The following is a 22,715-nucleotide window of genomic DNA, read 5'->3' as shown; positions in this document are numbered from 1 at the left end:
TGGTCTTCTGGTGAAACCGGCGGCGCATTCGGTGCTGCCGTGTGGAATCGGAGGGCTCTTTGATGGCGGATTACAGTGCGATCATGGCGTTGGTGTTGGAACGCCGTAGCTACAGCGAAATTGTTCAGATGTTGGGTTGTTCACGCCGGGAGATTTCCTTGGTGAGCAAGACCGTCAAGGCACGGGGAATCACGGCGGCACTGGCCGCGTCGTTGAGCCGGGATGAGCTGGCTGAGTTGTTCCCTGACGGACGGAAGAACGTCTCTGCCGGGTTCGTGCAGCCGGACTTCGCCGGCGTTGTGAAGTCGATGAAATTCAATCGGCATTACACCTTGCAGCAGGCTTGGCACCGGTATGTGCAGGCGCCGGCAGGACAGGACAAGAAGAAGTACGGGTACACGCAGTTCTGTCAGTTGTTCAATGACTACGCGGCCGTTCATGAGGTCGTGGCCACGTTGCACCATGAACCAGCGCGGACGATGTTGGTGGATTGGGCCGGGGACACGCTGCCGCTCGTTGACGCTGTGACCGGCGAGGTGGCCAAGGCGTACCTGTTCGTGGCGGTGTTGCCGTATTCGGGCATGGTCTTTTGCAAGGCGTTTACCGACATGAAGCAGGAGGCGTGGAACAGCGCCCATGTTCAGGCTTTTGAGACCTATGGCGGTGTCACCCCGATCGTCGTGCCCGATAACGCTGCGACCGCAACGAACCGGCATAGCAAGGGTGACAGCACCCGGGTCGTCAATCCCAAGTATCAGCAACTGGCTGACCACTATGGCACGGCGATCGTGCCCGCTGGACCCAATCGCCCTCGCCACAAGGCCGCCGCGGAATCTGCGGTCAACGTCGTCAACAAGCGGGTCATCGGGTATCTGAGCGAGGAAGTTTGGATGACCCTGGCCGAGCTGAACACGGCCATCGATGAGCGGGTTGATGAGATCAACGAGCAGATCAAACGCGTGGATGGGTCGACCAGGGCCGGGCAGTTCACCACCGAAGAAGCGCAACTGCTGCAGCCTTTGCCGGCGGATCGCTTTGAGTCCGTGGAATGGAAGCAGCTCAAAGCCGGGCGGAATTACCATGTCACCGCCGATTACCAGCACTACTCGGTGCCCTACAAACTGACCGGACAGATTCTAAAGGTCCGGCTGACCGGCGTGAAAATCACGGTCTTTGACGGCGAGTCTGTGGCCTGTGAACATCCGCGCAAGCATGGTCGCAAGGGCCAATACTCGACCCTGGCCGAGCATGTGCCCAAGCAGCACCAAAACATCGACGGGTTGTGGTCCCCGAAATGGTTCCTTGACCGCGCCCGCCCGTTTGGGCCGGCGACCGTCGCGGTCATCACGGCGATCCTTGAACGAGCGAAAATTCCGGCCCAGGCCTTCCTGGACTGCCAAAACATCCTCAGCGGCCTCGGCAAGAACAACAGGCAGCGCTTGGAAGCAACATGCCAGCAAATCCTGAACCAAAACGGATACCCGACCTACACCACACTGAAGCGGTTGACGGCCTCGATGAACAGCGACAGCAAACAAGCCCCGCCGCCAGTGCCGGCACCGCCGAACACGAAGAAGCCAGCCGCCAGCCCAGATCTTGATGAACACATTGATGTGTATGTTCGCGGCGCCGATTACTACCAGGAAGGCTGGTAACAAGGAATGTTCACCAGTGTTGACTATGAGAAATTCCGGGCGCTGCGCATCACCCAGGTCGCCCTCCAACTGGAGGAACTCCTCACAGACGATGGCAATGACCTCAAAAGACCCGAAGAGCTCTTCCTGACCGCCGTTGACGAGGCACTGGAGGTCCGGCGCTCAACCCGGATCGACAAGCTCATTAGCAAGGCGAGATTCCCCATCCCGCACGCATCGATCGAAGAGATACGGTACCTGCCAGAACGCGGAGTCTCCTCGGTGCGGATGCAACGCTACGCAGCCCACGACTGGCGGGCAGACCCCACGAATCTGCTGTTGATTTCTCCCACCGGCGCCGGGAAAACCTACATCGCCTGCGCCATAGGAATCGCCGCGTGCCACGCCGAGCAATCGGTCCATTACACCCGCATGGACGAGCTGGCCCTTGAACTGGCCATCTCCCGCGGCGACAGGATTGCCCACCAAAACCTGCTGAACAAACTCAGCAACGTGGACCTGCTGATCGTCGATGATTTCCTTAGCATCGGCATCGATGAGACAGCCGCGAACGACCTGTTCACGATCCTGGTCAACAGGGACCAGCGCCTGCCGACCATGATCGCCAGCCAATCCGGACCAAGATACTGGATAGAAAGTCTGCCCGAGCGGGTTGCCGCTGGCTCAATCGTGAACCGGCTCGCCAGCCGGGCCCGCACGATCAACCTCGGCATCATCGACATGCGCCGGCTGCACGCCGACGAAGCCCGCGCCGCTACCGACCACTGGGAATAACCACCACACCCTGCCAACGGCAATGACCGGCTCCCGCCGGCGGTAACCCCCAGTACTGACCAGAAATCAAGACCACCGGTTTCTGGTCAGTATCCGGTCCCCGAAACCAGCGGTACCACCTACCCGGACTGCCCGTACCATCACGCCGAATTTGCCACATGACTGCTCTGGCTGAGCCGAGGAGCTCGTTTGTTACTCTCATCGTCTTGTAGGAGTTCGGTATTTCCTGCTACTAGGACTTCAAGGTCCTCCTGAGCCAAGCGAACTCCAGGATCTGGCCTTTCGGAACGAACTCCAGCGCATTGGCTAGGAGTTCCGGCCGCGTTGGAGGCACGCGAGTTGGTCGGAACGAATTTGCCGGCAACATTGCCCGCGGAGGGTATCTACATAGGGTCACAGCCTCCGGCATGACGTCCAAACCTGCGATCTGTCCTTCTGGGAAGCGGGCGACGCATTTTCACAGAGTGCGGTCGATGTTGACGAGTGGGTCGCGCTTGAGTCCGCGGAGTCAGGGATTTCGAGCATGGGCGGGTCTGGTAGCTTGCAATGGTGACATCATCTAAGCCCAAGAAAGTGCCGAGGCGTTTACGGCTTCGGCGAATTCAAACAACGGGAAGGAACCTAATATTTGAGGATGAACTTACTCCTCTCAACGGGAGACATGCCCCACGAATGCCGAAATTCCTACCGAGCTTGCTGGCAGTATTTGCGATATCCTCTCTCACAGTCTGGCTTTTGTTTGTCGGCTTTTCCAGGCTAGCGGGTTTCGATCTGGCTCCTTGGAACCCGTCGCTAGGATCTCTACCGCCGGAGAGGGTCTTCGATCTCGTTCGCTCGACTGCGACTGCAGCTGGCATTTTGGCTGGAATATTTGCCATAGTTTACGCATACAGGAAGCAGAGAGTCCAAGAAGCTGCTGGTCGACGAGAAGATAGCCAGCATTTGTCGCAACGCTACCAAGATGCAGCAAATCAGCTGGGACACGACCGGGAGGCCGTTCGATTGGCAGGCGCATATGCGATGTCCAGGCTTGCCGATGAGTGGCTCGCCCAACGTCAGCAATGTGTTGACGTCCTCTGTGCCAACCTGCGACTTTCAAGCCCAACCAACAATGACGTGACCCCGCTGGATGCCGTATTGAAGCGCGCGATCCTAGATGAGATTCTGGATCATACTCGGATCGACGGCCTAGAGGAGCGATCGTGGAGCGCATTGCGTCTAGACCTATCGGATGCTCGAATTGATGACCTCCAGGCACGTGGGAACCGATTTACGAACCTAATCCTAGATCGCGCACATCTTCATGACTTTAATCTACGCGCGGACTTGGACGGCGGGCGTTTGAGCATGCGCGACACTCAAATCATAGGAAATGCCAGTGTGCACCTGGGTGACGCTGAAGGCCACGTGTCGGCATGGGGGCTGCACATTCATGGCGGTGCATGGATGTCGCTGTCACCGAGTTCGCACGGTGGGAAGACTCGAATCGGCTTGGGCAAGGCCATGATCGACGCCGATGGGACGCTGCTGATCACCGTTGCCGACGGAAGCAGGAAAGGTGACGTCGATCTTTGGGGTGCCGACGTGCAAGGCGATTTGAGACTATATGGAAATGGAACAGCCTGCGAAGCGAAGTCGGTGCGGTTGACGGATCTGACGACTACAGGCGAAGGAGGTCTGACAATTCAGGGAGAGTTGGGAACTGCTGCCGGGGTCATTCACCCTCCGCTCGCTGGTTCTAGTGCCCGGCACAGATTGGTTAAGCTTGGCGAGTGGACTGTCGTCGATGACTGACGATGATAGGAACATCTATGCCTCTTCCTACCAATTCGCGGCATTGTCTAAAAACCGACAAATTGATTGCAAATGACACGTTCGGCCACCTGCTGGCTTCAATCTACTTCCCCTGTTCAGGCTGGTAAGGAGTGCAGGCCGAGGCCGACGCATGGTCTGCTGCCATGGTAGTGATGGACGTGACTGGAGGGGCATGCAGAGGCAAGACTCAAATCGGAAGTAGCGGCACCATGCAGACATTCGCCATTCTCTCTCATGCAGGGCCTTCGAGTATTGGTTAGCCACAATCGGTCCAAGTCAAACTCCGACGAACACCAATCAACTATTTTGCGACGCCATCCATATTTGTATTTCCTTGAAATTCTCGGGATATACTTTACTCATGTCAAAGGATCATTCTGGAAGTGTCTCAACAGCAGAAATTATCGGGACCGTAGCATCGCTCATCACAATCGCGCTTACTTTCGCCCCCGGCCCAATTCAAGACTTCATGTTGAAGCACTCCCTAGTGGGATGGCTTCTATTTGCCGTCGCAATACTTGCATCTTCGAAATATATAGCCATAAGAACCCGATCGATCAAGAAGAATCTTGAAACAGATTGGGGAGGCAAGGTGGAAACGCTTTCTTCACACTGGCATAAGCAAGAAGCAACACTAACTGAGCGATGGAACGCAAAAATCGACGCAATTTCTCGCCAGGATTGGATCTTGGATCTCCCTCTCCTGTCAGACCGCATGACTCACTGGGAACTGGAAAGCAGTACCTACATCTACCTATCCGAGAACGTGACACACACCCAACTCCCCATGCAGCTGGTCAAAGAGCTCGAAGATTCTATAGCCAGCTGGAACCGAGACTCCCGAGAATTCGCGAATCCAGTCGTCATCAGCGCATGGGAGCAGCTCGAAAAGTCCGCCAACGCCTACGAAAGAAAAATCGACGAGTTTATGTGGCAAAAGGGTAATAAAGAATACCTAGAGGTCCCTCGTGAATGGAATTTCGAAGACAATCCACGATATCGGAAAGCGTTTGTTGAACTTGCAGATTGCCGAAATTCATTCATTAGATCACTCGGTGGTGTACATAAAGTTCAACATTCTCTCTCCTCTAAACTTCTTCGAGAATAAACTGGTCGAATTGCTCAACATTCATCATTACCGCAGTTAGTTCAAGTATCGTGACATTCCGCAAGCAGAGCCCGGTGAGGCCAAGCCATACGATCTTCCGCTCAGACTAGAATCATTTGGGAACGCGAAAGTAGATTGTTCCGTTATTCCACGTCACGGGGTGAAGCAGCGTCCCAACGGCGGGGTTGAGAGCGCTGTACATCATCCCGTTGCCGGCGTAGATGCCCACGTGCCCCCAGTGGTTTGGCCCGTCTGGATTCTGGACCACGAGATCCCCGGGTTGCGGATTGTTCGTTGGCGTTCCCGCCGTCCACTGTTCCGTGCGTGGCAACGTGATGCCGGCCTTGCCGTAGACCCACTGAACGTAGCCCGAACAGTCCCAGGCTTTGAACGCCGTGCCGCCCCAGACGTAGACTCCACCAACGCCTTCCTGGGCGTATACGAGGATTTCACGCCGGAGCTGACTCAGGTCAGAGGGCAGCACAGGTTGGGAGACACCCGATTTGTCAGGACTGCACGCAGCCGGTGCCGTCGCTGCCCCAAGCCCGGCCAGAATGGCTGCAGCTTCGGGCTGCCAGTTGGCGTACCGCTCCGGAAAAGCCGATCCTTGAACCGCTTGTGCTGCGGCGCCTTTGTCCAACTTCTGCCATCCTTGGATATCCAGCAGACCCCGCGGAGATCCATGGTTGGGTCCCTGCCGGCCGCCGTAGAACGCTTCGGCGTTGTAGGCCGGTTGCATGAGGTTCCCGACACTTCCCCATCCTGCCGAAGGGCGCTGTTGGGCGCTACCAATGGAGTCATGGTCGCTTCCGACGCCGTCGTGAGGGAATGTCAGGGACTCGGGTACTGATGGGTTGGCCAACATTTGCAGGTTGGATTCTTGGAGACCCATCATCAGGGCAATAACGATGCCGTCATCTGGGATACCCAGAGCGCGTCCGACAGCAATGTACGCCTTCGCCACCGTTACTTGGGAGTCGCTCAACGTGGCTATTGACTGCGCGGGCACCGTGATCGATACCGCTGCCCCCGATCCACTTGCGGCGACAGTACAGGCGGCCGTCGTTCCCTGTGACGCGAAGGCCACCAGAGCGATTGACCCGCAAAGTCCCATGACACAACACAGCACCAATACGCTGGCCATCGCTCCAATCAGTCGCAGCGCGGCCCGCTTCTTGATCAGTCCCAGGAGGAGCGCCGGGGCTGGCATCAGTAGACGATTCTGTCCGGCGACGCATAGAACGCCACCATTTCACAGTGATCAGCCGGAGCAGTCGCGGCCGGTGGGCAGTTCACCATAACGCTGATGGGCGCCGTATAGCTGTTCGTGCCCGAGGTTGCATGCTCCGTCACAGCCAAGGTCACCGTACAAACATGAAGGCCTTCCCACGGCGCGGGATACTGGACAAATTGGGCCAGTTGCGCGTCGCACGTGGAATTCTCAGCCTTGGCCGTGCGATGTCCATGCGCGCCGGTGAGGGACACATATGCTGCCGCGTTGGTCCCCGTGGCCTCGAACTGATCAGCAAAAACGGTCAAGGGGTTTGAGCCGTCGGGGAGCACATGCCACCAGGCACGTATCCTTCCGTAGGTTTCCGAATATGTGGCCTCACGCGTATCCCACGTATAAATGGTGGTGGCAGCTGCTGTAGCCAGTTGGCGGAAGTCCAGCGTGACAGGTTCATCGGCTGGAGCAATCTGCGGATTTACCGACGAGCTTGTAGCCGGTGACACGGCGGCAGTCGGCGCCGCAGAAGAAGGTGAGATCGCGGGCGCAGTCGACCGGGTCCGACTACTTCCTTCAGGCGTCACCGCGGGGGTTCTGAGCGATAACACCACTGCGATTCCGGCCACAGCCAGAACAGTGACCAGCACCAGCAGCCAAGCTCGGCGTCGACTTGGCCTGCCCCTGGATGTCAGCCATCTCGTGTTCATGCGTCCACCTCATAGCTTCGCAACTGCTCAGGCCGCGGACACTGCGTGGCCCATCAGCGCCGCGGGTGTTTCAATGACTGAGCCTTCCAATGAGGCACCAGCACGGAGGATTTCCTCGGCCGCCAGGACCAGGTCGCGTACCAATCCAATTTGCACCTTCACGTAGCGCACGCTCACACCAGCCTCTTCGGCGACGCCGGAGACAGCGGCGGCACGGGTCTTCCGGACCACTGCTGGCATGACAATGTCCCTGGCGATGAGCTGGAACAGCGGCGTCGGCAGTGCAGCGACAGTGGCGGTTCGCAGAGCTGCCAGATCGACAATCTGCTGCGGTTCAACGTCCAATGCGTGACTTATGGTCAGTGCCATCTGGCGCACCACAAAGATCGCGTGCCAGCGAGTCCTGGTCGATGCGTCCTTGGTCATCGCCACTGCAGACTGGTCTTTCCAATCAGCCAGACTGACCAACGCCAGTTCCCAAGTGCGTTCGGGGACGTGCGTCTTGACGAGCTGCAGAATTTCCATGACCCAGATGTGGTTGATGGACTGCTCTTCGAGGCGCGTCATCTGGATGTCCATCACCTCGTTGACTTTGGATTCAAACCGCTCGTCCAGCGGCACCGTTGACCTGGCAATGCTCCGCCGTGCGTGATGGGCGCACAGGTTGCAGGCGATCCCCTGCACCCAAGCATCAAATTTCACCCCGGGAACCGTTTGGTAGCTTCCCCGAACTGTGCCTCGCCAGGCGGCGAACCGGATGTCCTGCAACACGTCGTCAACGTCGTCGCTGAGCCCAAACCTGCCCAAGTGAATCTTGACGTAGGGCCGCACACCTTCGACGGCCCTCATCAGCTGATCAGTGGGAATATCGTATTCGGGCGGCCGGATGAGTGAAAGTTCCGCCGTGCTGGTGCCAAATGCTTCATAAGTTTTGCTGGCCCTGGGACCCATGATGATCACCGCTTTGTAGATTGCTTGACTATCAAGCGCGACGCCGTTAGGCGCTGCGTGGAAAACCTTGCGGACACCGTTGGTGGCGGCAAGATCGTGCCGGTGGGAGCCGGACCCAGCGGGCTGGGCGTGGTCAACGATCGCGGACAACCCTCGTCAAAATGTAATATTTCTAGTGTGCAAGTATCAAGATAATATTGTCAAGGGGTCAGTCTTACACTGTTGACAACTATGGGGCAGAATGAAGACATGGCACGAAACACGCATCCAGTAGTCAGGGATTGGTCACCCGAAGCTAGGATTGCCATGACCACATTCGGCAACGAAACGCGCAATGACATCATCCTCTATTTACTTGAGCACGGCCCGGAGCCTCGCGGGGAAATTGTCGCCAATGTGGACGCCAGCGATGCCAGCGTGGCCAAGCACTTAGTATTCCTAGAAGACGCCGGAATCGTCGGTGCCGATGTCGAACCAGGGCGCCGGCACGGCCGCGCACCAAGATACTTCGTCAATCCCGATCGTATTAGGGTTCTTTTCGAGGCCCATCTTCATCATTTGACGACCCCAAAGCGGTAGTTCGGTCATCAGGCGCCGGGATGCCATGGTTCAGGAACTCTGCGATCGCATTCAAGGTTTCTGGCGTAACGTCATCCAACGTACGTGCAGCGAAGGCCTGGATCCGGGCCACCCTCAGCGCTTTGACGAATTCAAGCCGGGCCTGGATATTCTCGGGAAGTTCGCTGGAATCCAAATCGAGCAGATACGACGGAGCAACGTCGAACATGCCACAAATGGCCGTCAAGACCTTTTCGTCCTTAACCAGGGGCCCTGTTCCGTCCTTCATGTAAAACCATCGGGCCCGCGACATGCCCACGCCGCGAGCCGCTAGTTCGGCCTTGATCTCAGGAAAGAGCACTGCAGAACCGCGCTTCTCTGCGGCGGCGTCTAAGAGCAGGTTGATGCGCTTGCCCATGACCACCTGAGGCGTTGGCAGCTCAGAAGCGTTGCCGTCGCGTCCAGCATTCAAGACGGACTCCTCACGATGGCGGGGCCGGTTGGCCAACAGCATCTGGTTTCACCGTTTTGTCTTCTCCAGTATTGTCCGTGGCGTCCAGCCCTGCAAGAGCGCGCTAAATAGCGCGGCCCACCTTTGGTGGACACACCATTGCGGTGCTGGCATTGGACCTCGGGAGTTCAGTTCCTGTTCAGGCCGAACTGACGCGTGAGAAGGGCATGCTTGAAATGACTCTCGGCCGCGTCAACTTCGGCGGTTGATGCTCCTGGGCTGAAGACCCGCAAGATGCTGAACTGGAAGTGCTGCCGATGAGCCATGTCCAGGCTGTTGAGCTCACGCAGCGCAACATTGCCACCATGGCCCGTCTTCGCATATTCGCTCCAGCGCCCCAAGATTCGTTGAGCTCCGTCGGCCTTGCCTACATATAGCTGTCCTGATTTTGTGTCTGCGATGAGGTAAATGCCTTGGACGGAGCTCAGTGCCTGGCGCCAATGCTCATAGCGCGAATCGGCTACGACAGCCTGAAGTTCGCTGAAGGGGATGACCAACTGGTCAAAGCCGGGAAAAGGTTCTGGGCGTGCATCGGCGATCTCGGTGACCGCGAAATTGAGCGCACTCCCGGCCGTCTTTGCCCAGTTGACAGTGTCCTTGGCCCATTCAATGACCAGCCGCTCATTGAGGTTGCTGAGGAATGTTGACGGCTGCAGATCGAAACAGCGCATGCCCTCGGTCCGCTGGTCGTCTATCTCTCCGTGATTTTCGTATGCGAAAAGGAACCGTGAGCGGCGGCCGCCGGCAGCGATGAAGTTCAACCAATATTTGGGCGGCGTTTTCCCGATCTTGTTGCCGATTCCTTGCCACCGCACGTACTCATGTATTTTTTCCGGCGTCAGATCGGCGGGGCCGGTCAGCCCATCAGGATTGTAGGTGTGCCGTAGGAGCAAGACCTGCTGCCGATCGACTCTCGAAGCGTCGATGAGGTCGGCGAAAACCAGCTGCCCAGTAAATGGTGTTTGTAGTGTCACCTGGCCGAGTTTAGCGCCCTATCAGAACGGGGTTTACGTCTCGAGCAACGTTGCGGCGCTTGCACGCCTCCATGTCATGCGACACCGGTCTGCCGTCGACTACTACTTGCTGCGGTCAGCTGTCTCCTGACAACACGTCCACCTATCTCGGTCATGTCGTTTAGCAGCATTTACACCATGGTTAAGTGAGAGTAGATTTTTCGTTAGACAGATCCAATCGGCACGCGTCGTGTGCGCCGCCAGGGAGCGTTTCCATGGAACCTTCAATTTTAATGAATCTGAGGCGTGGCCGAATCGTCCACATGCTGGCGAGCCTCGGACCTGCAACGGCCGAAGACCTTGCTATCACGCTGGCCATAAGTCCAGTCACGTTGACCAAGGAAATAGGCATCCTGTCAGACGCCGGCATCATCAGAGTGATTGGCTCCCCTTCCGCCGATTCCCGGCCACTATTTACCGTGGACATACCCACGATTGTCGCCGAAATAGCACAGGCGCGCCAATTCTTTTCGCCTTGGCTGTGAGCCGGGGATACCTCGGCAAAGATTGCGGTCACGTAGTAAAAGTCATTTCCAGCCATGGTTAGGTATCGAATCCATCCTTCCGGCACTCAGCCGCCGGCAAGATTGAAGGCAAGGTACCGACATGAGCATCTCCACCCAGAACAGCCGTCACATCAATTCCGACACCACTCAGTGGCTCTCCCCCACGGAGATCTGCAGCGAATTGCAGATTCCGCTGCAGACCTTCTACCAGTGGCGCGCGAAGGGTATCGGTCCGCACGCCTACCGGATCGGTCGTCACCTGCGCGTCAGCAAGGAAGACTTTGAAGCTTGGCTCTCGCTCCGGTCGGATCCGTAAGCCCTGCAGAACCGACGGAATCATCATGTCCAGGTTACCCATCCCCTTGGGAAACTGGGGTGTTATTCGGACAAAACGGATGACACCCCATTCTTGGCGCGCCCGCGCCTACTATCGCGACATGGACGGCGCGCTTCGGCTGGTCGAGGCACGTGGCCCATCGTCTACTGCGGCCCAGCGCAACATTCAAGTGAAGCTAAAGGAACGCCAAACACCCCGGTATGGAGTCGTGTCTGCTAAGGACAGAGTTAACACGCTCATTGACGTATTTCTCGTTGAAATGGAAGCCTCCGACAAGGCAGACCGCACAAAGGATAAGTACTCATATTGCGTGAAGAAATACATCAAACCAGCTCTCGGCTCTGTCCGCATTAGCGAAGTGACTTCCGGAGTCGTTGACCATTTCATCCGGACGCTCGTCTCGGACGTCGGTTCGTCCACCGCCAGGTCGTGCGGGGCTGTGCTGTCGTGGATGTTCAAGGTTGCGCTCCGCCACGACGCAGTCACTGTAAACCCCGTCGTCGGCGTTTCCATCCCCAAGAACTCGACAGCAAAGCCCAAGGCGCTCGACATGACGCAATATCAAGACCTGCGCCGCAAACTCATCGCTTGGGAGCAGGCACCTGCCCTCGGCAGGCCCCGCATGCAAGAACTACACGAAATCGCAGACTTCCTTGTCGGCACAGGGCTTCGCCCCGGCGAACTCCTCGCGCTCCACTGGGAGGACATCGATTTGGAATCCGACCCGCCCACGGTGTCGATCAGCGCCACGGTGATCAGAACCACCAGCGGCGGTGTGAGGATTCAGGACCATCCGAAGTCCAGACACGGCGTCCGCCGTCTGACGCTGCCGGCGTTCTTGGTTGTCGAACTTCGAAAGAGGCTAGTGCGCCAGGAAAATGCCAGTTCGCCGAATCCAATAGACCTCGTCTTTCCCTCGTCCACCGGTACTCTCATCGATGCAAACAACGTTGGCAAGGTCTGGCGGAAGGCCGCGGATAGCATCGGCTACGACTGGGTCACCTTCAGGACCCTGAGAAAGTCCAATGCCACCGTCATCGCGAGATCCATGGGTGCCGAAGCCGCCGCCTACCAACTCGGGCATTCAAAAATCGCGATGACCCAAGAGCACTACATCGAGGAATACAAGGAAGCTCTGGACACCCGCGCAGCTCTCGATGGATTCGCCTCTCCCTTGGCCATCGAAGCGAAAAAGCCACTTCAGGCCCAGCCCGAAGCCTCCGAATCTGACGCCGAGGAATGATTCGTTTTGCCGCGCTGAGCCTCAAAATTGTCGACCACTGTCGACAAACCGCCGTAATCAGCGAACCCTCAACCCCAAAAAGAAGCGTCAATTTAATGAGTTTTTAATGAGTTAAGTTGAAAATGGCCCCTTTCGGGGCCATTCTCACATCCAAAATCCCTGTAAATCCGGGCTTTTTGGGCCCCCTATCAGATTCGAACTGATGACCCCCGCTTTACAAGAGCGGTGCTCTGGCCAGCTGAGCTAAGGAGGCAAACGCAATCAAGCGCTAGACAAGGCTACCGTACCGCTTCAGAAAAAAGAAAACCGGCCCTCCCCTGCAGTAATGCCGCAGAGAAGGGCCGCTTTTCACCGGCAAAAGAACTTACTTCTTCGCAGCCAGAATCCGCGTCATGAAGTCATCGAAGGTTTCCGGGGTCTGCCACTGCTGGCCATCCATGAACACCGTGGGTGTGCCATTGATGCCGTGAACGGAGGTCAATCCCGTGGTGTTGGCCATGAACGGGCGGAAGGTTTTCGCATCCACGCAGGAGCTGATGTCAGCGGCTCCTACCTCGGTTGCGTACTTCTTCAGCGTCGCATTATCCAAGCCTTTGCTGTTCTCAGCAGGCTGGTTGACAAAGAGAATGTCTAAGTACTTCTTGTAGCTAGTCGGTGAGGTGTCAGCAACGCATGCTGCAGCTGCTCCTGAACGCGAGGAGTAGTTTGTACCGGAGGAGAGACGGTCCAAGAAACCCAGCGGACGGTACTCAACAGTGATTTTGCCGTCGTTGCGCAACGTGTCCAGCTTTTCGCCGTACGTCTTTTCAAACTGATTGCAGACCGGGCACAGGAAGTCTAGGTAAACCACGGTCTGGACCGGCTTGCCGGTCGCAGACGCCTCAATACCAATCTTGTCCAGATCAAATGCCTTCTCTGCTGGAGCCGTGGGAGCCGCGCCCAAGTTGTTGACGTCTACGGTTTTTTCCGTGGTGGTGGGAGCAACTACGGTGTCACCTTTACCGAGCGTGATGCCGCCATAGGCGTTCATATTCGCCGCCACCGGCCCGCTATCCGCTACCGGCTCATTAGCCTTCTGAGTGTTGATGACCACCAGCGCAATGATCACTATGATCACCACGGCCGCCGCCAAAACACCCCCACGGATCAGCCAGCCCTTGCGCTTTTCCGCCTTAATTTGGGCATCGCGAATAACCTTTGCCTGCTCGCGGGCCTGTGCTGTGCGCTCTGCTTTGCTCAACCGCGGTTCGTTTTTGGAGCTCATATTTCCTCAAGTCTTTGGGCATGAAAAAAGGCCGTGGTACGGCTAGATACGGATCATCCTATGGGACAAACCTTGGAGAAGACCGAAAACTGCCCTCGCTCCCCGAAAGCTCCCCGAAACCTTCCCGGAACCTTCCCGAAAGCTCCTCACCAGCACCCCAAACCCACCCTAAAAACACTGTTCATGACGGCCTCGAACCCCTACAAGATAAGCTGGTACAAACCGAGGGACCAATTATTGGGAGTTGTTCGTGTCACAAGAATCGTCCGCCAAGCCCGCCAAGCCCGCTAAGGCCACCGCTGATCCAGCCCACCCCGTTGCCCAGCCCGGCAGTTCAGACTTCATTGTTGTCTCCAACCGCCTCCCCGTGGACAGGGTTCCGCAAGAAGAGTCGGACGACGGCTGGCGGCGTTCCCCCGGCGGGCTCGTCACCGCTTTGGCTCCCGTCATGGCTACCCGTGAAGGTGCGTGGATCGGCTGGCATGGAGCTGCTGATGAGACTCTGGCACCGTTCCACCATGGCAACATGGACCTGTTCCCGGTCCCCCTCTCCGCGGATGAGGTGGAGCTCTATTACGAGGGCTTCTCCAATTCAACCCTCTGGCCGCTCTATCATGACGTGATTGCCACGCCCGAGTTCCACCGAACCTGGTGGGATACCTACCAGGTAGTCAACAAGCGCTTCGCCGAGGCAGCTGCGAGCGCAGCTGCACCCAACGCCACCGTCTGGGTGCAGGATTACCAGCTCCAGCTGGTCCCGCAGTATTTACGCGCTCTGCGCCCGGACCTGAGGATCGGCTTCTTCAATCACATCCCTTTCCCGTCACCGGAGATTTTTGCCCAGATGCCTTGGCGTAAGGCAATCCTGGAAGGCCTACTCGGCGCAGATCTGCTCGGTTTCCAGCGCCCCAATGACACCGCCAACTTCCTGCGCTCGGCCCGTCGTTTCCTCGGCGCCGGCGTCAAGGCCCGGCAGGTCCACGTAAATGACGCCTCCGGCCACTTCAGCCACATCTCCCGCGCAGAACCGTTCCCCATCTCCATTGATGTGGCCCAGATCCAGCAGCTTGCCAAGAACCCGGATGTCATTGCCCGCGCCAAGCAGATCCGCGAGGATTTGGGAAACCCCACAACAGTGCTTCTGGGCGTGGACCGGCTGGACTACACCAAGGGCATCACCCACCGCCTCAAGGCCTACGGCGAGCTCCTCGATGACGGCACTGTCCAGGTAGAAGACGCCGCCCTCATCCAGGTGGCCAGCCCCAGCCGTGAGCGCGTAGAAACCTACAAGCAGTTGCGCGAAGATGTTGAAGGCATGGTGGGCCGCATCAATGGCCAGCATGACACCATTCAAAACACGGCCATCCGCTATTTGCACCACAGCTACCCTGTGGAGGAAATGGTGGCCCTCTACCTCGCCGCAGACGTCATGCTGGTCACTGCTTTGCGCGACGGCATGAACCTGGTCGCCAAAGAATATGTTGCTGCTCGCGGCGATAACAGCGGAGCCTTGGTGCTGAGCGAGTTCACCGGTGCAGCCGATCAACTCAAGCAGGCCCTCCTGATCAATCCGCATGACATTGACGGCCTCAAAGCTGCCATCCTGCGCGCTGTTACGCTGCCCAAGGCCGAATCCAGCCGCCGGATGCGTTCCATGCGCCGGCAAATCCTCGCCCACGACGTCCAGCGCTGGAGTGAGGACTTCCTCTCCACACTGGCGCAGAAGGCAGTCCGCGATGACAGCTGATATCCCTTCACTTGGTATCACGGCAGAATTGCGGGTGGCCCTGCAGACCTTGGCCCGCACCCCAGAGTTACTGCTGGCTCTGGACTTTGACGGCACCCTGTCCCCGCTTGTAGACCATGCCGAGGACGCCCGCCCACTCCCCCGCTCCGCCGCAGCCTTGGCCGCCTTCGCCGCACTGCCCCGCACGACGACGGCCCTGGTCTCCGGGCGCGCATTGGCCAGTTTGCGGCTGGTCGCCACCCCACCGCAGAGGACACTGTTGGTAGGCAGCCACGGCGCTGAGACCTGGCTGGGCCCAGACTCCCCCGCCGTGTCCCTGACAGCGGAACAGGAATCCGCGCTGGAAACGGCCCGCGCCGCCGTCGCCCGGGAACTTAGCCGCATCCCGGGAACGCTAGCGGAGAATAAGCCAGCTGGCGTGGTTCTGCACTACCGGCTGGCTGAAGAAGCCGCGGCACGGGCCGGCGTCGAACGCCTCATGGCGGAACTGGCGCACACTCCGGCCCTGCACCTGAGCCACGGCAAAATGGTCTTAGAAATTTCCGTCATCAACGCCAACAAGGGCCAAAGCCTGGACCTTCTGCGACAAGAAACCGGTGCCACCGCCATCTTCTTTGCTGGCGATGACGTCACTGACGAGCACGCCTTTGCCGCCCTGCGCCCCGGCGATCTGGGCATCAAGGTTGGCCCCGGCAACACACAGGCCCAATTTCGCATAGCGGCCCCGGCCTCACTCCCTGACGTTTTGGAGCTGCTGCTCGCAGAGCGCACGGCCTACCTGAGTCCTTAACGTGACCCCAGCCATAACTAAAATGTGTCATACTTCATAGATCAGTCCGTTCACTGCCTCGGTAGTGTGCGGATTGTGCATGAAACAACCATTCACTTGAGGATCGTTCGGCACGTACCTGCCGATGAAGGGATTTATCACTGTGGCTACAGTAACTTTTGATAACGCAACACGCATTTACCCGGGCACCACCAAGCCCGCCGTTGACAAGCTCAACATTGACATCGCCGATGGCGAATTCCTCGTTCTCGTTGGCCCTTCGGGCTGTGGCAAGTCCACCTCGCTGCGCATGCTCGCCGGCCTGGAAGATGTCAACGCAGGCCGCATCCTCATTGGCGACCGCGACGTCACTGACGTTCCGCCGAAGGACCGCGACATTGCCATGGTTTTCCAGAACTATGCTCTTTACCCGCACATGTCCGTGGCAGATAACATGGGCTTCGCCCTGAAAATTGCCGGCATTTCCAAGGAAGAGCGCGCCAAGCGTGTTCTGGAAGCCGCCAAGCTCCTTGACCTTGAGGCCTACCTGGACCGCAAGCCGAAGGCCCTCTCCGGTGGTCAGCGTCAGCGTGTTGCCATGGGCCGCGCCATTGTGCGTAACCCGCAGGTGTTCCTCATGGATGAGCCCCTCTCCAACTTGGATGCCAAGCTCCGCGTGCAGACCCGTACGCAGATTGCATCCTTGACCCGCCGCCTGGGCGTCACCACCGTCTACGTGACCCACGATCAGGTTGAGGCCATGACCATGGGTGACCGCGTTGCAGTGCTCAAGGACGGCTTGCTCATGCAGGTTGATACCCCGCGCAACCTCTACGATGCCCCGCAGAACGTGTTTGTTGCCGGCTTCATTGGCTCCCCCGCCATGAACCTGCTGGAACTGCCCGTTGTTGACGGCGGTGTGAAGTTCGGTGGATCAATTTACCCCGTACAGAGCGCCGTTTTGGGTGAAGCCGCAGGCAACACGGTCACCGTGGGTGTCCGTCCCGAAGACCTCGAGATTGTTGACGCCGGTGAAGGCTTGGCTGTTGAGGCCGACGTCGTCGAGGAACTCGGTGCCGATGCTTACGTTTACGGACACGCCATCATCGACGGCAACGAGCGTGACATGGTGGTCCGTGTTGACGGTCGCCGCCCACCGATGAAGGGCGATACCATCCACGTCCGCCCGCAGGTTGGCCACGTGCACCTCTTCGATGCAACCTCCGGCGCCCGCTTGGGCGACAAGGCCATCTCGCGCGACTAGTAGTTCTTGAGGCGCGGTTGCCTGTTGGATTTCCAGCAGGCAACCGCGCCTCACCTTTTAAGAGAGAATTTGATCAATGACTGAACAACCAGGCGCCAAGTGGAACCACGAGCCCACCGACTTTGACCAGCGTGGCAAGCTACCCCGTATGAGCACACCTCCCGTGCCTGTCATGGGCTCCTTGAATATCACGGCTGCCAGCGCCGATCCGGGCCTGCTCGATCTGCCCTGGCACATTCGCTTGGAGGAATGGCCGGCCGCGAACCTTGCCGCACTCCCCCGCGGCATCTCCCGGCACGTGGTCCGCTTCGCCCATTTGGATGGCTCAGTCATTGCCATCAAGGAAACCTCCGAACACGTGGCCCGCCACGAATACCACATGCTGCGCAAGCTGGCCCGCTTGGATGTTCCCTGCGTGGAACCTGTTGCCGTCATCAGCGGACGCACCACACCCAGTGGCGCGCCCCTGGATCCCGTCCTTGTCACCCGGCACCTGAAGTTCTCCCTGCCCTACCGTGCCCTGTTCTCACAGAAGCTGCGCCGCGATACCCTCACCCGGCTCATTGACGCCCAGGCCCTGCTATTGGTCCGCCTGCACCTGGTGGGCTTCTACTGGGGTGACGTCTCCCTCTCCAATACGCTGTTCCGCCGCGACGCCGGAGCCTTTGCCGCGTACCTGGTGGATGCCGAAACCGGTGAACTCTACCCTGACCTGTCCACGGGCCAGCGCGAATACGATCTCGAAATTGCCCGGGTCAACATTGCCGGGGAGCTGATGGACCTGCTGGAAGGTGGGCTCATTGAGGAAAAAGTTGACCCAGTGGCCACCAGCGAGCTCATCATGGAAAGCTACCGCCGGCTCTGGGCCGAGCTCACCGAGAAGGAATCCTTTGAGCTGGAAGACCGCTGGCGCGTGGGCGCCCGCATCCGCCGCCTCAACGAGCTCGGCTTTGACGTGGAGGAATACGCCATCAAAACCACTCCGGACGGCTCCACCATCCAGCTCCAACCCAAGGTGGTGGACGCCGGTCACCACCAGCGCCGTCTGCTGCGTCTGACAGGCATTGACGCGCAGGAGAACCAGGCCCGCCGGCTCCTCAACGACATGGACTCCTTCCGGGCCGATTCCGGAACCGCTGTGGATGAGGAACTTAGCGCGCACAACTGGGTCAGCACCATCTTCGAACCCATTGTTCGCTCCATCCCACGTGAGCTCGGCGGCAAATTAGAACCCGCCGAGGTTGTTCACGAAATATTGGAGCACCGCTGGTTTAAATCCAAGGATGAGGAACGCAATGTGCCCCTCGCCGAGGCCGTGCAATCGTACGTGGATAACATCCTGCGCTACCGCCGCGATGAGGACGCCATCATGCTCAGCACCGATACGGACACCATCAAAATGCTAGAAGGCGGAGTCCTCCCCGACGCCGCCTTCGAAGACTAACCCACCACCGCCACCACCACCAGACGCTCCCGCCACCTACCGCGGACGCTATCCCACCAATGGTCACTTTTTCGTCGACGCTAGTGCAGCAACGGCTACTTAAACAGGAACGCTGTCGCAATCATCAACCGTGAATGCGACAGCGTCCCGTTGTTTTCAGCCATTAGTGGGATAGGGTCCGGGAAAAACACGCCATTAGTGGGATAGGACCTGCCTTGGGTACGGGGTCACGCCGGGATGGCTTTGCCTGGGTTGAGGATGCCCTGCGGATCGAACAGCGCCTTGATGTGGCGCTGGATTGCCAGTACCTCCGCCGACTGCTCCAACGCCAGCCAGCGCAGCTTGTACTGCCCTATCCCGTGTTCGCCCGTGATGGTCCCACCCAGTTCCAACGCCTTGTCAATGGATTCATCCAGGGCAGCGTTTAACGCGGCAATGCCGGCCGGTTCAAAGGTTGGCACAGAGAATGTGGGGTGCAGATTACCATCGCCAGCGTGCGCAATCACCTGCAAGTCCACCCCGTGCCTACGCGCCATTTCCTCCAGCGCCGTAATGTAGTGGACCAGCTGGGAGCGCGGCACCGCTACATCTTCGCCTACCCGGTTCTGCGCATCTACGTCCAAGCCCCGGTTGTTGCGGCGCAGATCAACCAGGCGCTGGGCTTCTGCCGGGTCCTCACGGCTGATGGTCCCGCCCAGTGCCTCGAGAGCGGTAGCTGCCAAGGCCTCTTCCTGTTCAGCCGCCAACCCGTCGAACTGAATCAATAGCAGCGCTGTCCCACGGGTGGAGAGGTTGCTGCCATTGCGGAAGTCAAGCTCGGTCAGTGACGGTCCATCCAATAATTCCAGGATGCACGGCTGTACACGGGCCGTACCCAGTGCCAGCACGCCCGCAGCCGCAGCCTGCACCGATGGGAAGAACACTGCCAGCGTGCGCACAATGGTGGGCAGGTACTTCAACCGCACGGTAGCGCCCACCACAACGCCCAAGGTCCCCTCAGAGCCTACAAAAAGGCTGGTGAGATCATACCCGGCAACACCCTTGAACGTGCGGTGTCCGGTCCGGATCAAAGTACCGTCGGCCAAAACAACATCCAGCGCCAGTACGGCGTCGCGGGTCACGCCGTACTTAGCGCAGCGCAGCCCGCCCGCGTTCGTGGCAATGTTGCCACCAATAGTGGAGATCTTGTAACTGGCAGGATCCGGGGCAAACATCAGCCCGTGCTCAGCAGCTACAGCGTTCAGGTCCCCGTTGATGACGCCCGGCTCCACCCGGGCAATCTCATCGGCTGCGTTAATCTCTAAAATCTTGTTCATGCGGGTCAGGTTCAGCACCACAGATCCCACAGTGGCATGGGCTCCGCCCGAGACCCCGGTTCCTGCGCCTCGAGTCACCAGCGGTACCGTGTACTCAGCTGCCAGCCGCACTACTGACTGCACCTCGGCAATGGTTTCAGCCCACACCACGGCAAGCGGTTCTTGGTAATCGGTGACAGGTCCCTGATCTATAGCGAACGTCTGCAAGTCCTCTTCCGCGACACTGATTTGATCCGGCCGCAGCACCTCCTCCAACGCGCTGGCAAACGGTGAGCTGAGGGTCATCTTCTGTACTGCCATGTCCTTGCAGACCTTCCTAAAAACAACTGTGTGTCCCTCCAGTCTAAGAGGAATACACACAGGACACACGTTGGAGCGCTCCGCTTAGACAGCTGGCACCGTGACGCCACTTAGACGCCACACATAAGCGCCAGGACCCGCTAGATGCAACCGTTGCTCCGTGGCTGCAACTTCGCCCGTCCGGATTACTGGCGGGCCCTGCAGCGCCTGCACATCCTCCGAACTCAAACCCAGGTCCGCCACAGGCACCTCTGCCGCCGCCCGAACAGCCACCACGAGCAACGACTCTGTCGGCGACTCCCGCACAAAAGCCAGCACATCGCCGTCGGCCATTAACCACCGCATGCCACCGTCCGCCACGGCCGCACTGGAGTGCCGCACCGCCGCCAGCGCGGCATAGGCGGAACGCAAATCCGTCACCACACGCGCCGGCTCATCCCACGGGATCGGGGTGCGCGAATCCTCACCATTCCACCCCTCCAGCCCGTACTCATCCCCAGCGAAAACCACGGCAATCCCCGGCAGCAGCATGGACAACGTGGCCGCCACCAACGGCCCACCAGCAATCATGACACTGGCTGCTCGCGCGGTGTCATGGGTATTCAGAGCGTTCATTGTTGCCTTGCGCACCGTCCAGCTGAAGGCGCTGGAGAGGTCCTTATGGGTGGCAAGCACGACGTCGGCACTTACCTTGGGCGGGCCCGGCAGCGGGGTGCCAAAAAAGTCAACGCGCGCGCTCGGGTTACCCAGCCATTGCCAGATGGGCCGGGTGAAATTGGAGTAAGTCATGGCACCCTGCCAGCCGAAACCGTCAACGCCAGCGCCGGCGTCGGAGGTTTCCTCACCCAGGAGCAGGGCATCCGGGTTGATCCCAAGAATCCTGTCCTGAATCAACGCGGCCACCTCCTTGTTAATGTTCACAGCGCCCAGCCTTCCGGTCATGTTGCCGACGTCAATGCGCCAGCCGTCAAGGTTGAAAGGAGGTTTGAGCCAATGCGCCACCACGGAGTCCTCGCCGGTGACGAACGCTTCCCGCAGCGCCTCTGATCCCCAGTTGAGTTTCGGGAGCGATTGCACACCCCACCAAGATTCATACGCGGTGTGGTCTTCGTTGAAATAGTAATAGCCGGCTTCAACACTGCTGGGGTCCGCCTGCGCCCTCTTGAACCACTCGTGAGCATCGCCGGTGTGATTGGAGGTCAGATCGCCCATGACCTTCATGCCACGGGCGTGAGCCGCCTCCACCAGGTTAATCAAAGCCTGATCCCCACCGAGCAAAGGATCCACGGCATGAAAGGTGGAGGCGTCATAGCGATGGTTGGAGCGCCCCGGGAAGAATGGTGTCAGGTAGACAATATCCACACCCAGCGCTTCGAGCTCGTCGAGCTTGCCGGTGACCCCGTCCAGATCGCCGCCGTAGAACTGCCTGCCAACGTCCGGGCCACTGCCTTGCACCGGGGTATCCCAGTCACAAGCCACGGCCCAGTCAGGGGTGGGCCGCGCGTCAGCTTTCGATGATCGGGCGAACCTGTCAGGGAAGACCTGATACATCACGGCATCGTGCGACCATGCCGGAGCGGCCTTGGCCGTGGTGACCCGGAAGTCGTTGTAATCGGAGGTGTCGCGATTGTGCAGGCCAGCATTATTCAGGTGCCAATAGCTGGGCCCGTCCTGCTCGCTGTTGCCCACCTCGTTGCCAGCAACCTGAATAACAAAGCGGTAGAGAGCCACAAGGTTCACGTGCAACATGCTGGCTTCCCACCAGACCCACCCGTCGCCCTCACCAATCACTGTGGCTTCGTCGTAACGGGGCTCGGCGTCCTGCACGCTGCGAACCCAAATGCGCTCTGCTTTACCCCAGCTCTGGGGCACCCGCAATCTTAAAGTGCAGCGTTCTCCAAGAGTGCCACCGCCTGTTACATACAGTGCGGACCCGTCGTGGTGCGGAGTCAATGAAATCATGTGTCAGTCTTCCCAATAGCTATCGATGCGCCCACCATATATCGAGGGGGCACGGACACCTGCACCCACATCGCGCATTACGCACCTGTGCGTATTTCCGCGGTTTTTGGGACGTCTTTGTGGTGTTAAACAAGTGGAGCCGCCTGGGGGGCGGCTGGTGGTGTTTGTGGTGTTAAAGGTGGGGAGGCCCCGCACCTGGTGGTGTGGGGCCTCTACCCTTTTTGGTGTTGTCCGGCGGTGTCC

At 58.8% G+C, this 22,715-nt stretch carries 20 protein-coding genes and 1 tRNA gene; 12 read left to right on the top strand and 9 right to left on the bottom strand.

Annotated features, from left to right (window positions below):
• Nucleotides 1-62: 62 nt before the first annotated feature.
• From istA to CVS29_RS17550, 4 genes are all read left to right on the top strand, one after another.
• Nucleotides 63-1,655: an IS21 family transposase gene (istA, locus tag CVS29_RS17565; RefSeq protein ID WP_110107864.1), complete on the top strand. Its 1,593-nt coding sequence runs from the start codon at nucleotides 63-65 to the stop codon at nucleotides 1,653-1,655.
• A gap of 6 nt (nucleotides 1,656-1,661) precedes the next feature.
• Complete coding sequence (locus CVS29_RS17560) at nucleotides 1,662-2,429, top strand: ATP-binding protein (RefSeq protein ID WP_110107862.1); 768 nt, start codon at nucleotides 1,662-1,664, stop codon at nucleotides 2,427-2,429.
• A 1,347-nt stretch (nucleotides 2,430-3,776) separates the two neighbouring features.
• Nucleotides 3,777-4,223, top strand: coding sequence for a hypothetical protein (locus tag CVS29_RS18300; protein WP_146213117.1), 447 nt, complete (start codon nucleotides 3,777-3,779; stop codon nucleotides 4,221-4,223).
• 382 nt (nucleotides 4,224-4,605) lie between these two features.
• Nucleotides 4,606-5,352: a hypothetical protein gene (locus CVS29_RS17550; RefSeq protein ID WP_110107858.1), complete on the top strand. Its 747-nt coding sequence runs from the start codon at nucleotides 4,606-4,608 to the stop codon at nucleotides 5,350-5,352.
• 112 nt (nucleotides 5,353-5,464) lie between these two features.
• Here CVS29_RS17550 and CVS29_RS19015 read toward each other — a convergent pair whose 3' ends face one another.
• The 3 genes from CVS29_RS19015 to CVS29_RS17535 form a co-directional block, all read right to left on the bottom strand.
• Nucleotides 5,465-6,562, bottom strand: a complete 1,098-nt coding sequence (locus CVS29_RS19015; RefSeq protein WP_110107857.1) for a C40 family peptidase — start codon at nucleotides 6,560-6,562, stop codon at nucleotides 5,465-5,467.
• A complete protein-coding gene (locus tag CVS29_RS17540; protein ID WP_146213116.1) occupies nucleotides 6,562-7,086 on the bottom strand; it encodes a hypothetical protein in 525 nt (174 codons plus the stop codon). Before CVS29_RS17540 ends, CVS29_RS19015 begins: the two co-directional genes overlap by 1 nt.
• Nucleotides 7,087-7,314: 228 nt before the next feature.
• The gene (locus tag CVS29_RS17535) at nucleotides 7,315-8,388 is read right to left on the bottom strand and encodes a hypothetical protein (protein WP_110107854.1); all 1,074 of its coding nucleotides are present in this window, start codon (nucleotides 8,386-8,388) and stop codon (nucleotides 7,315-7,317) included.
• A 99-nt stretch (nucleotides 8,389-8,487) separates the two neighbouring features.
• On the opposite strand from CVS29_RS17535, the gene CVS29_RS17530 reads away from it, so the two are divergent.
• On the top strand, nucleotides 8,488-8,817 hold the full coding sequence (locus tag CVS29_RS17530; protein ID WP_170121034.1) for a helix-turn-helix domain-containing protein: 330 nt from the start codon (nucleotides 8,488-8,490) through the stop codon (nucleotides 8,815-8,817).
• Here CVS29_RS17530 and CVS29_RS17525 read toward each other — a convergent pair.
• A complete protein-coding gene (locus CVS29_RS17525; RefSeq protein ID WP_146213115.1) occupies nucleotides 8,765-9,268 on the bottom strand; it encodes a hypothetical protein in 504 nt (167 codons plus the stop codon). The two genes, CVS29_RS17530 and CVS29_RS17525, sit on opposite strands and share 53 nt — an antisense overlap.
• A 167-nt stretch (nucleotides 9,269-9,435) precedes the next feature.
• A complete protein-coding gene (locus CVS29_RS17520) occupies nucleotides 9,436-10,281 on the bottom strand; it encodes a GIY-YIG nuclease family protein (RefSeq protein ID WP_110107850.1) in 846 nt (281 codons plus the stop codon).
• 254 nt (nucleotides 10,282-10,535) lie between these two features.
• On the opposite strand from CVS29_RS17520, the gene CVS29_RS17515 reads away from it, so the two are divergent.
• The 3 genes from CVS29_RS17515 (at nucleotide 10,536) to CVS29_RS17505 (ending at nucleotide 12,406) form a co-directional block, all read left to right on the top strand.
• Nucleotides 10,536-10,805, top strand: coding sequence for a winged helix-turn-helix domain-containing protein (locus CVS29_RS17515; protein WP_146213114.1), 270 nt, complete (start codon nucleotides 10,536-10,538; stop codon nucleotides 10,803-10,805).
• A gap of 121 nt (nucleotides 10,806-10,926) precedes the next feature.
• Nucleotides 10,927-11,142 (top strand): helix-turn-helix domain-containing protein, encoded by a 216-nt coding sequence (locus tag CVS29_RS17510; protein ID WP_110107848.1) that lies wholly within the window; start codon nucleotides 10,927-10,929, stop codon nucleotides 11,140-11,142.
• Between the two features lie 121 nt (nucleotides 11,143-11,263).
• Nucleotides 11,264-12,406, top strand: coding sequence for a site-specific integrase (locus CVS29_RS17505; protein ID WP_170121033.1), 1,143 nt, complete (start codon nucleotides 11,264-11,266; stop codon nucleotides 12,404-12,406).
• 179 nt (nucleotides 12,407-12,585) lie between these two features.
• Here CVS29_RS17505 and CVS29_RS17500 read toward each other — a convergent pair.
• Both CVS29_RS17500 and CVS29_RS17495 read right to left on the bottom strand, forming a co-directional pair.
• Nucleotides 12,586-12,659: transfer RNA gene (locus tag CVS29_RS17500), tRNA-Thr, on the bottom strand.
• A 111-nt stretch (nucleotides 12,660-12,770) separates the two neighbouring features.
• Nucleotides 12,771-13,670, bottom strand: a complete 900-nt coding sequence (locus CVS29_RS17495) for a DsbA family protein (protein ID WP_110107846.1) — start codon at nucleotides 13,668-13,670, stop codon at nucleotides 12,771-12,773.
• A 250-nt stretch (nucleotides 13,671-13,920) separates the two neighbouring features.
• On the opposite strand from CVS29_RS17495, the gene CVS29_RS17490 reads away from it, so the two are divergent.
• The 4 genes from CVS29_RS17490 to CVS29_RS17475 all read left to right on the top strand — a co-directional run bounded on the left by CVS29_RS17490 (nucleotide 13,921) and on the right by CVS29_RS17475 (nucleotide 18,894).
• Nucleotides 13,921-15,417 carry an alpha,alpha-trehalose-phosphate synthase (UDP-forming) gene (locus tag CVS29_RS17490; protein ID WP_110107845.1) on the top strand — a complete coding sequence of 499 codons (1,497 nt, stop codon included), beginning with the start codon at nucleotides 13,921-13,923 and terminating at the stop codon, nucleotides 15,415-15,417.
• Nucleotides 15,407-16,207 (top strand): trehalose-phosphatase, encoded by an 801-nt coding sequence (gene otsB / locus CVS29_RS17485; protein WP_110107844.1) that lies wholly within the window; start codon nucleotides 15,407-15,409, stop codon nucleotides 16,205-16,207. Before CVS29_RS17490 ends, otsB begins: the two co-directional genes overlap by 11 nt.
• Before the next feature lie 142 nt (nucleotides 16,208-16,349).
• Nucleotides 16,350-17,450 (top strand): ABC transporter ATP-binding protein, encoded by a 1,101-nt coding sequence (locus tag CVS29_RS17480; protein ID WP_110107903.1) that lies wholly within the window; start codon nucleotides 16,350-16,352, stop codon nucleotides 17,448-17,450.
• Nucleotides 17,451-17,526: 76 nt separating this feature from the next.
• Nucleotides 17,527-18,894, top strand: a complete 1,368-nt coding sequence (locus tag CVS29_RS17475) for a DUF4032 domain-containing protein (RefSeq protein WP_110107843.1) — start codon at nucleotides 17,527-17,529, stop codon at nucleotides 18,892-18,894.
• Between the two features lie 227 nt (nucleotides 18,895-19,121).
• Here the strand turns inward: CVS29_RS17475 and CVS29_RS17470 are convergent, their stop codons facing one another.
• The gene (locus tag CVS29_RS17470) at nucleotides 19,122-20,510 is read right to left on the bottom strand and encodes an FAD-binding oxidoreductase (protein WP_245932324.1); all 1,389 of its coding nucleotides are present in this window, start codon (nucleotides 20,508-20,510) and stop codon (nucleotides 19,122-19,124) included.
• An 84-nt stretch (nucleotides 20,511-20,594) separates the two neighbouring features.
• The gene (locus CVS29_RS17465; protein WP_110107842.1) at nucleotides 20,595-22,472 is read right to left on the bottom strand and encodes a glycoside hydrolase family 13 protein; all 1,878 of its coding nucleotides are present in this window, start codon (nucleotides 22,470-22,472) and stop codon (nucleotides 20,595-20,597) included.
• Nucleotides 22,473-22,715 lie beyond the last annotated feature (243 nt).

Source organism: Arthrobacter psychrochitiniphilus, assembly GCF_003185915.1.
GTDB lineage: Bacteria > Actinomycetota > Actinomycetes > Actinomycetales > Micrococcaceae > Specibacter > Specibacter psychrochitiniphilus.
Note: the sequence above shows the minus strand (reverse complement) of the source record. Positions and strands in the feature narration are given on the sequence as shown.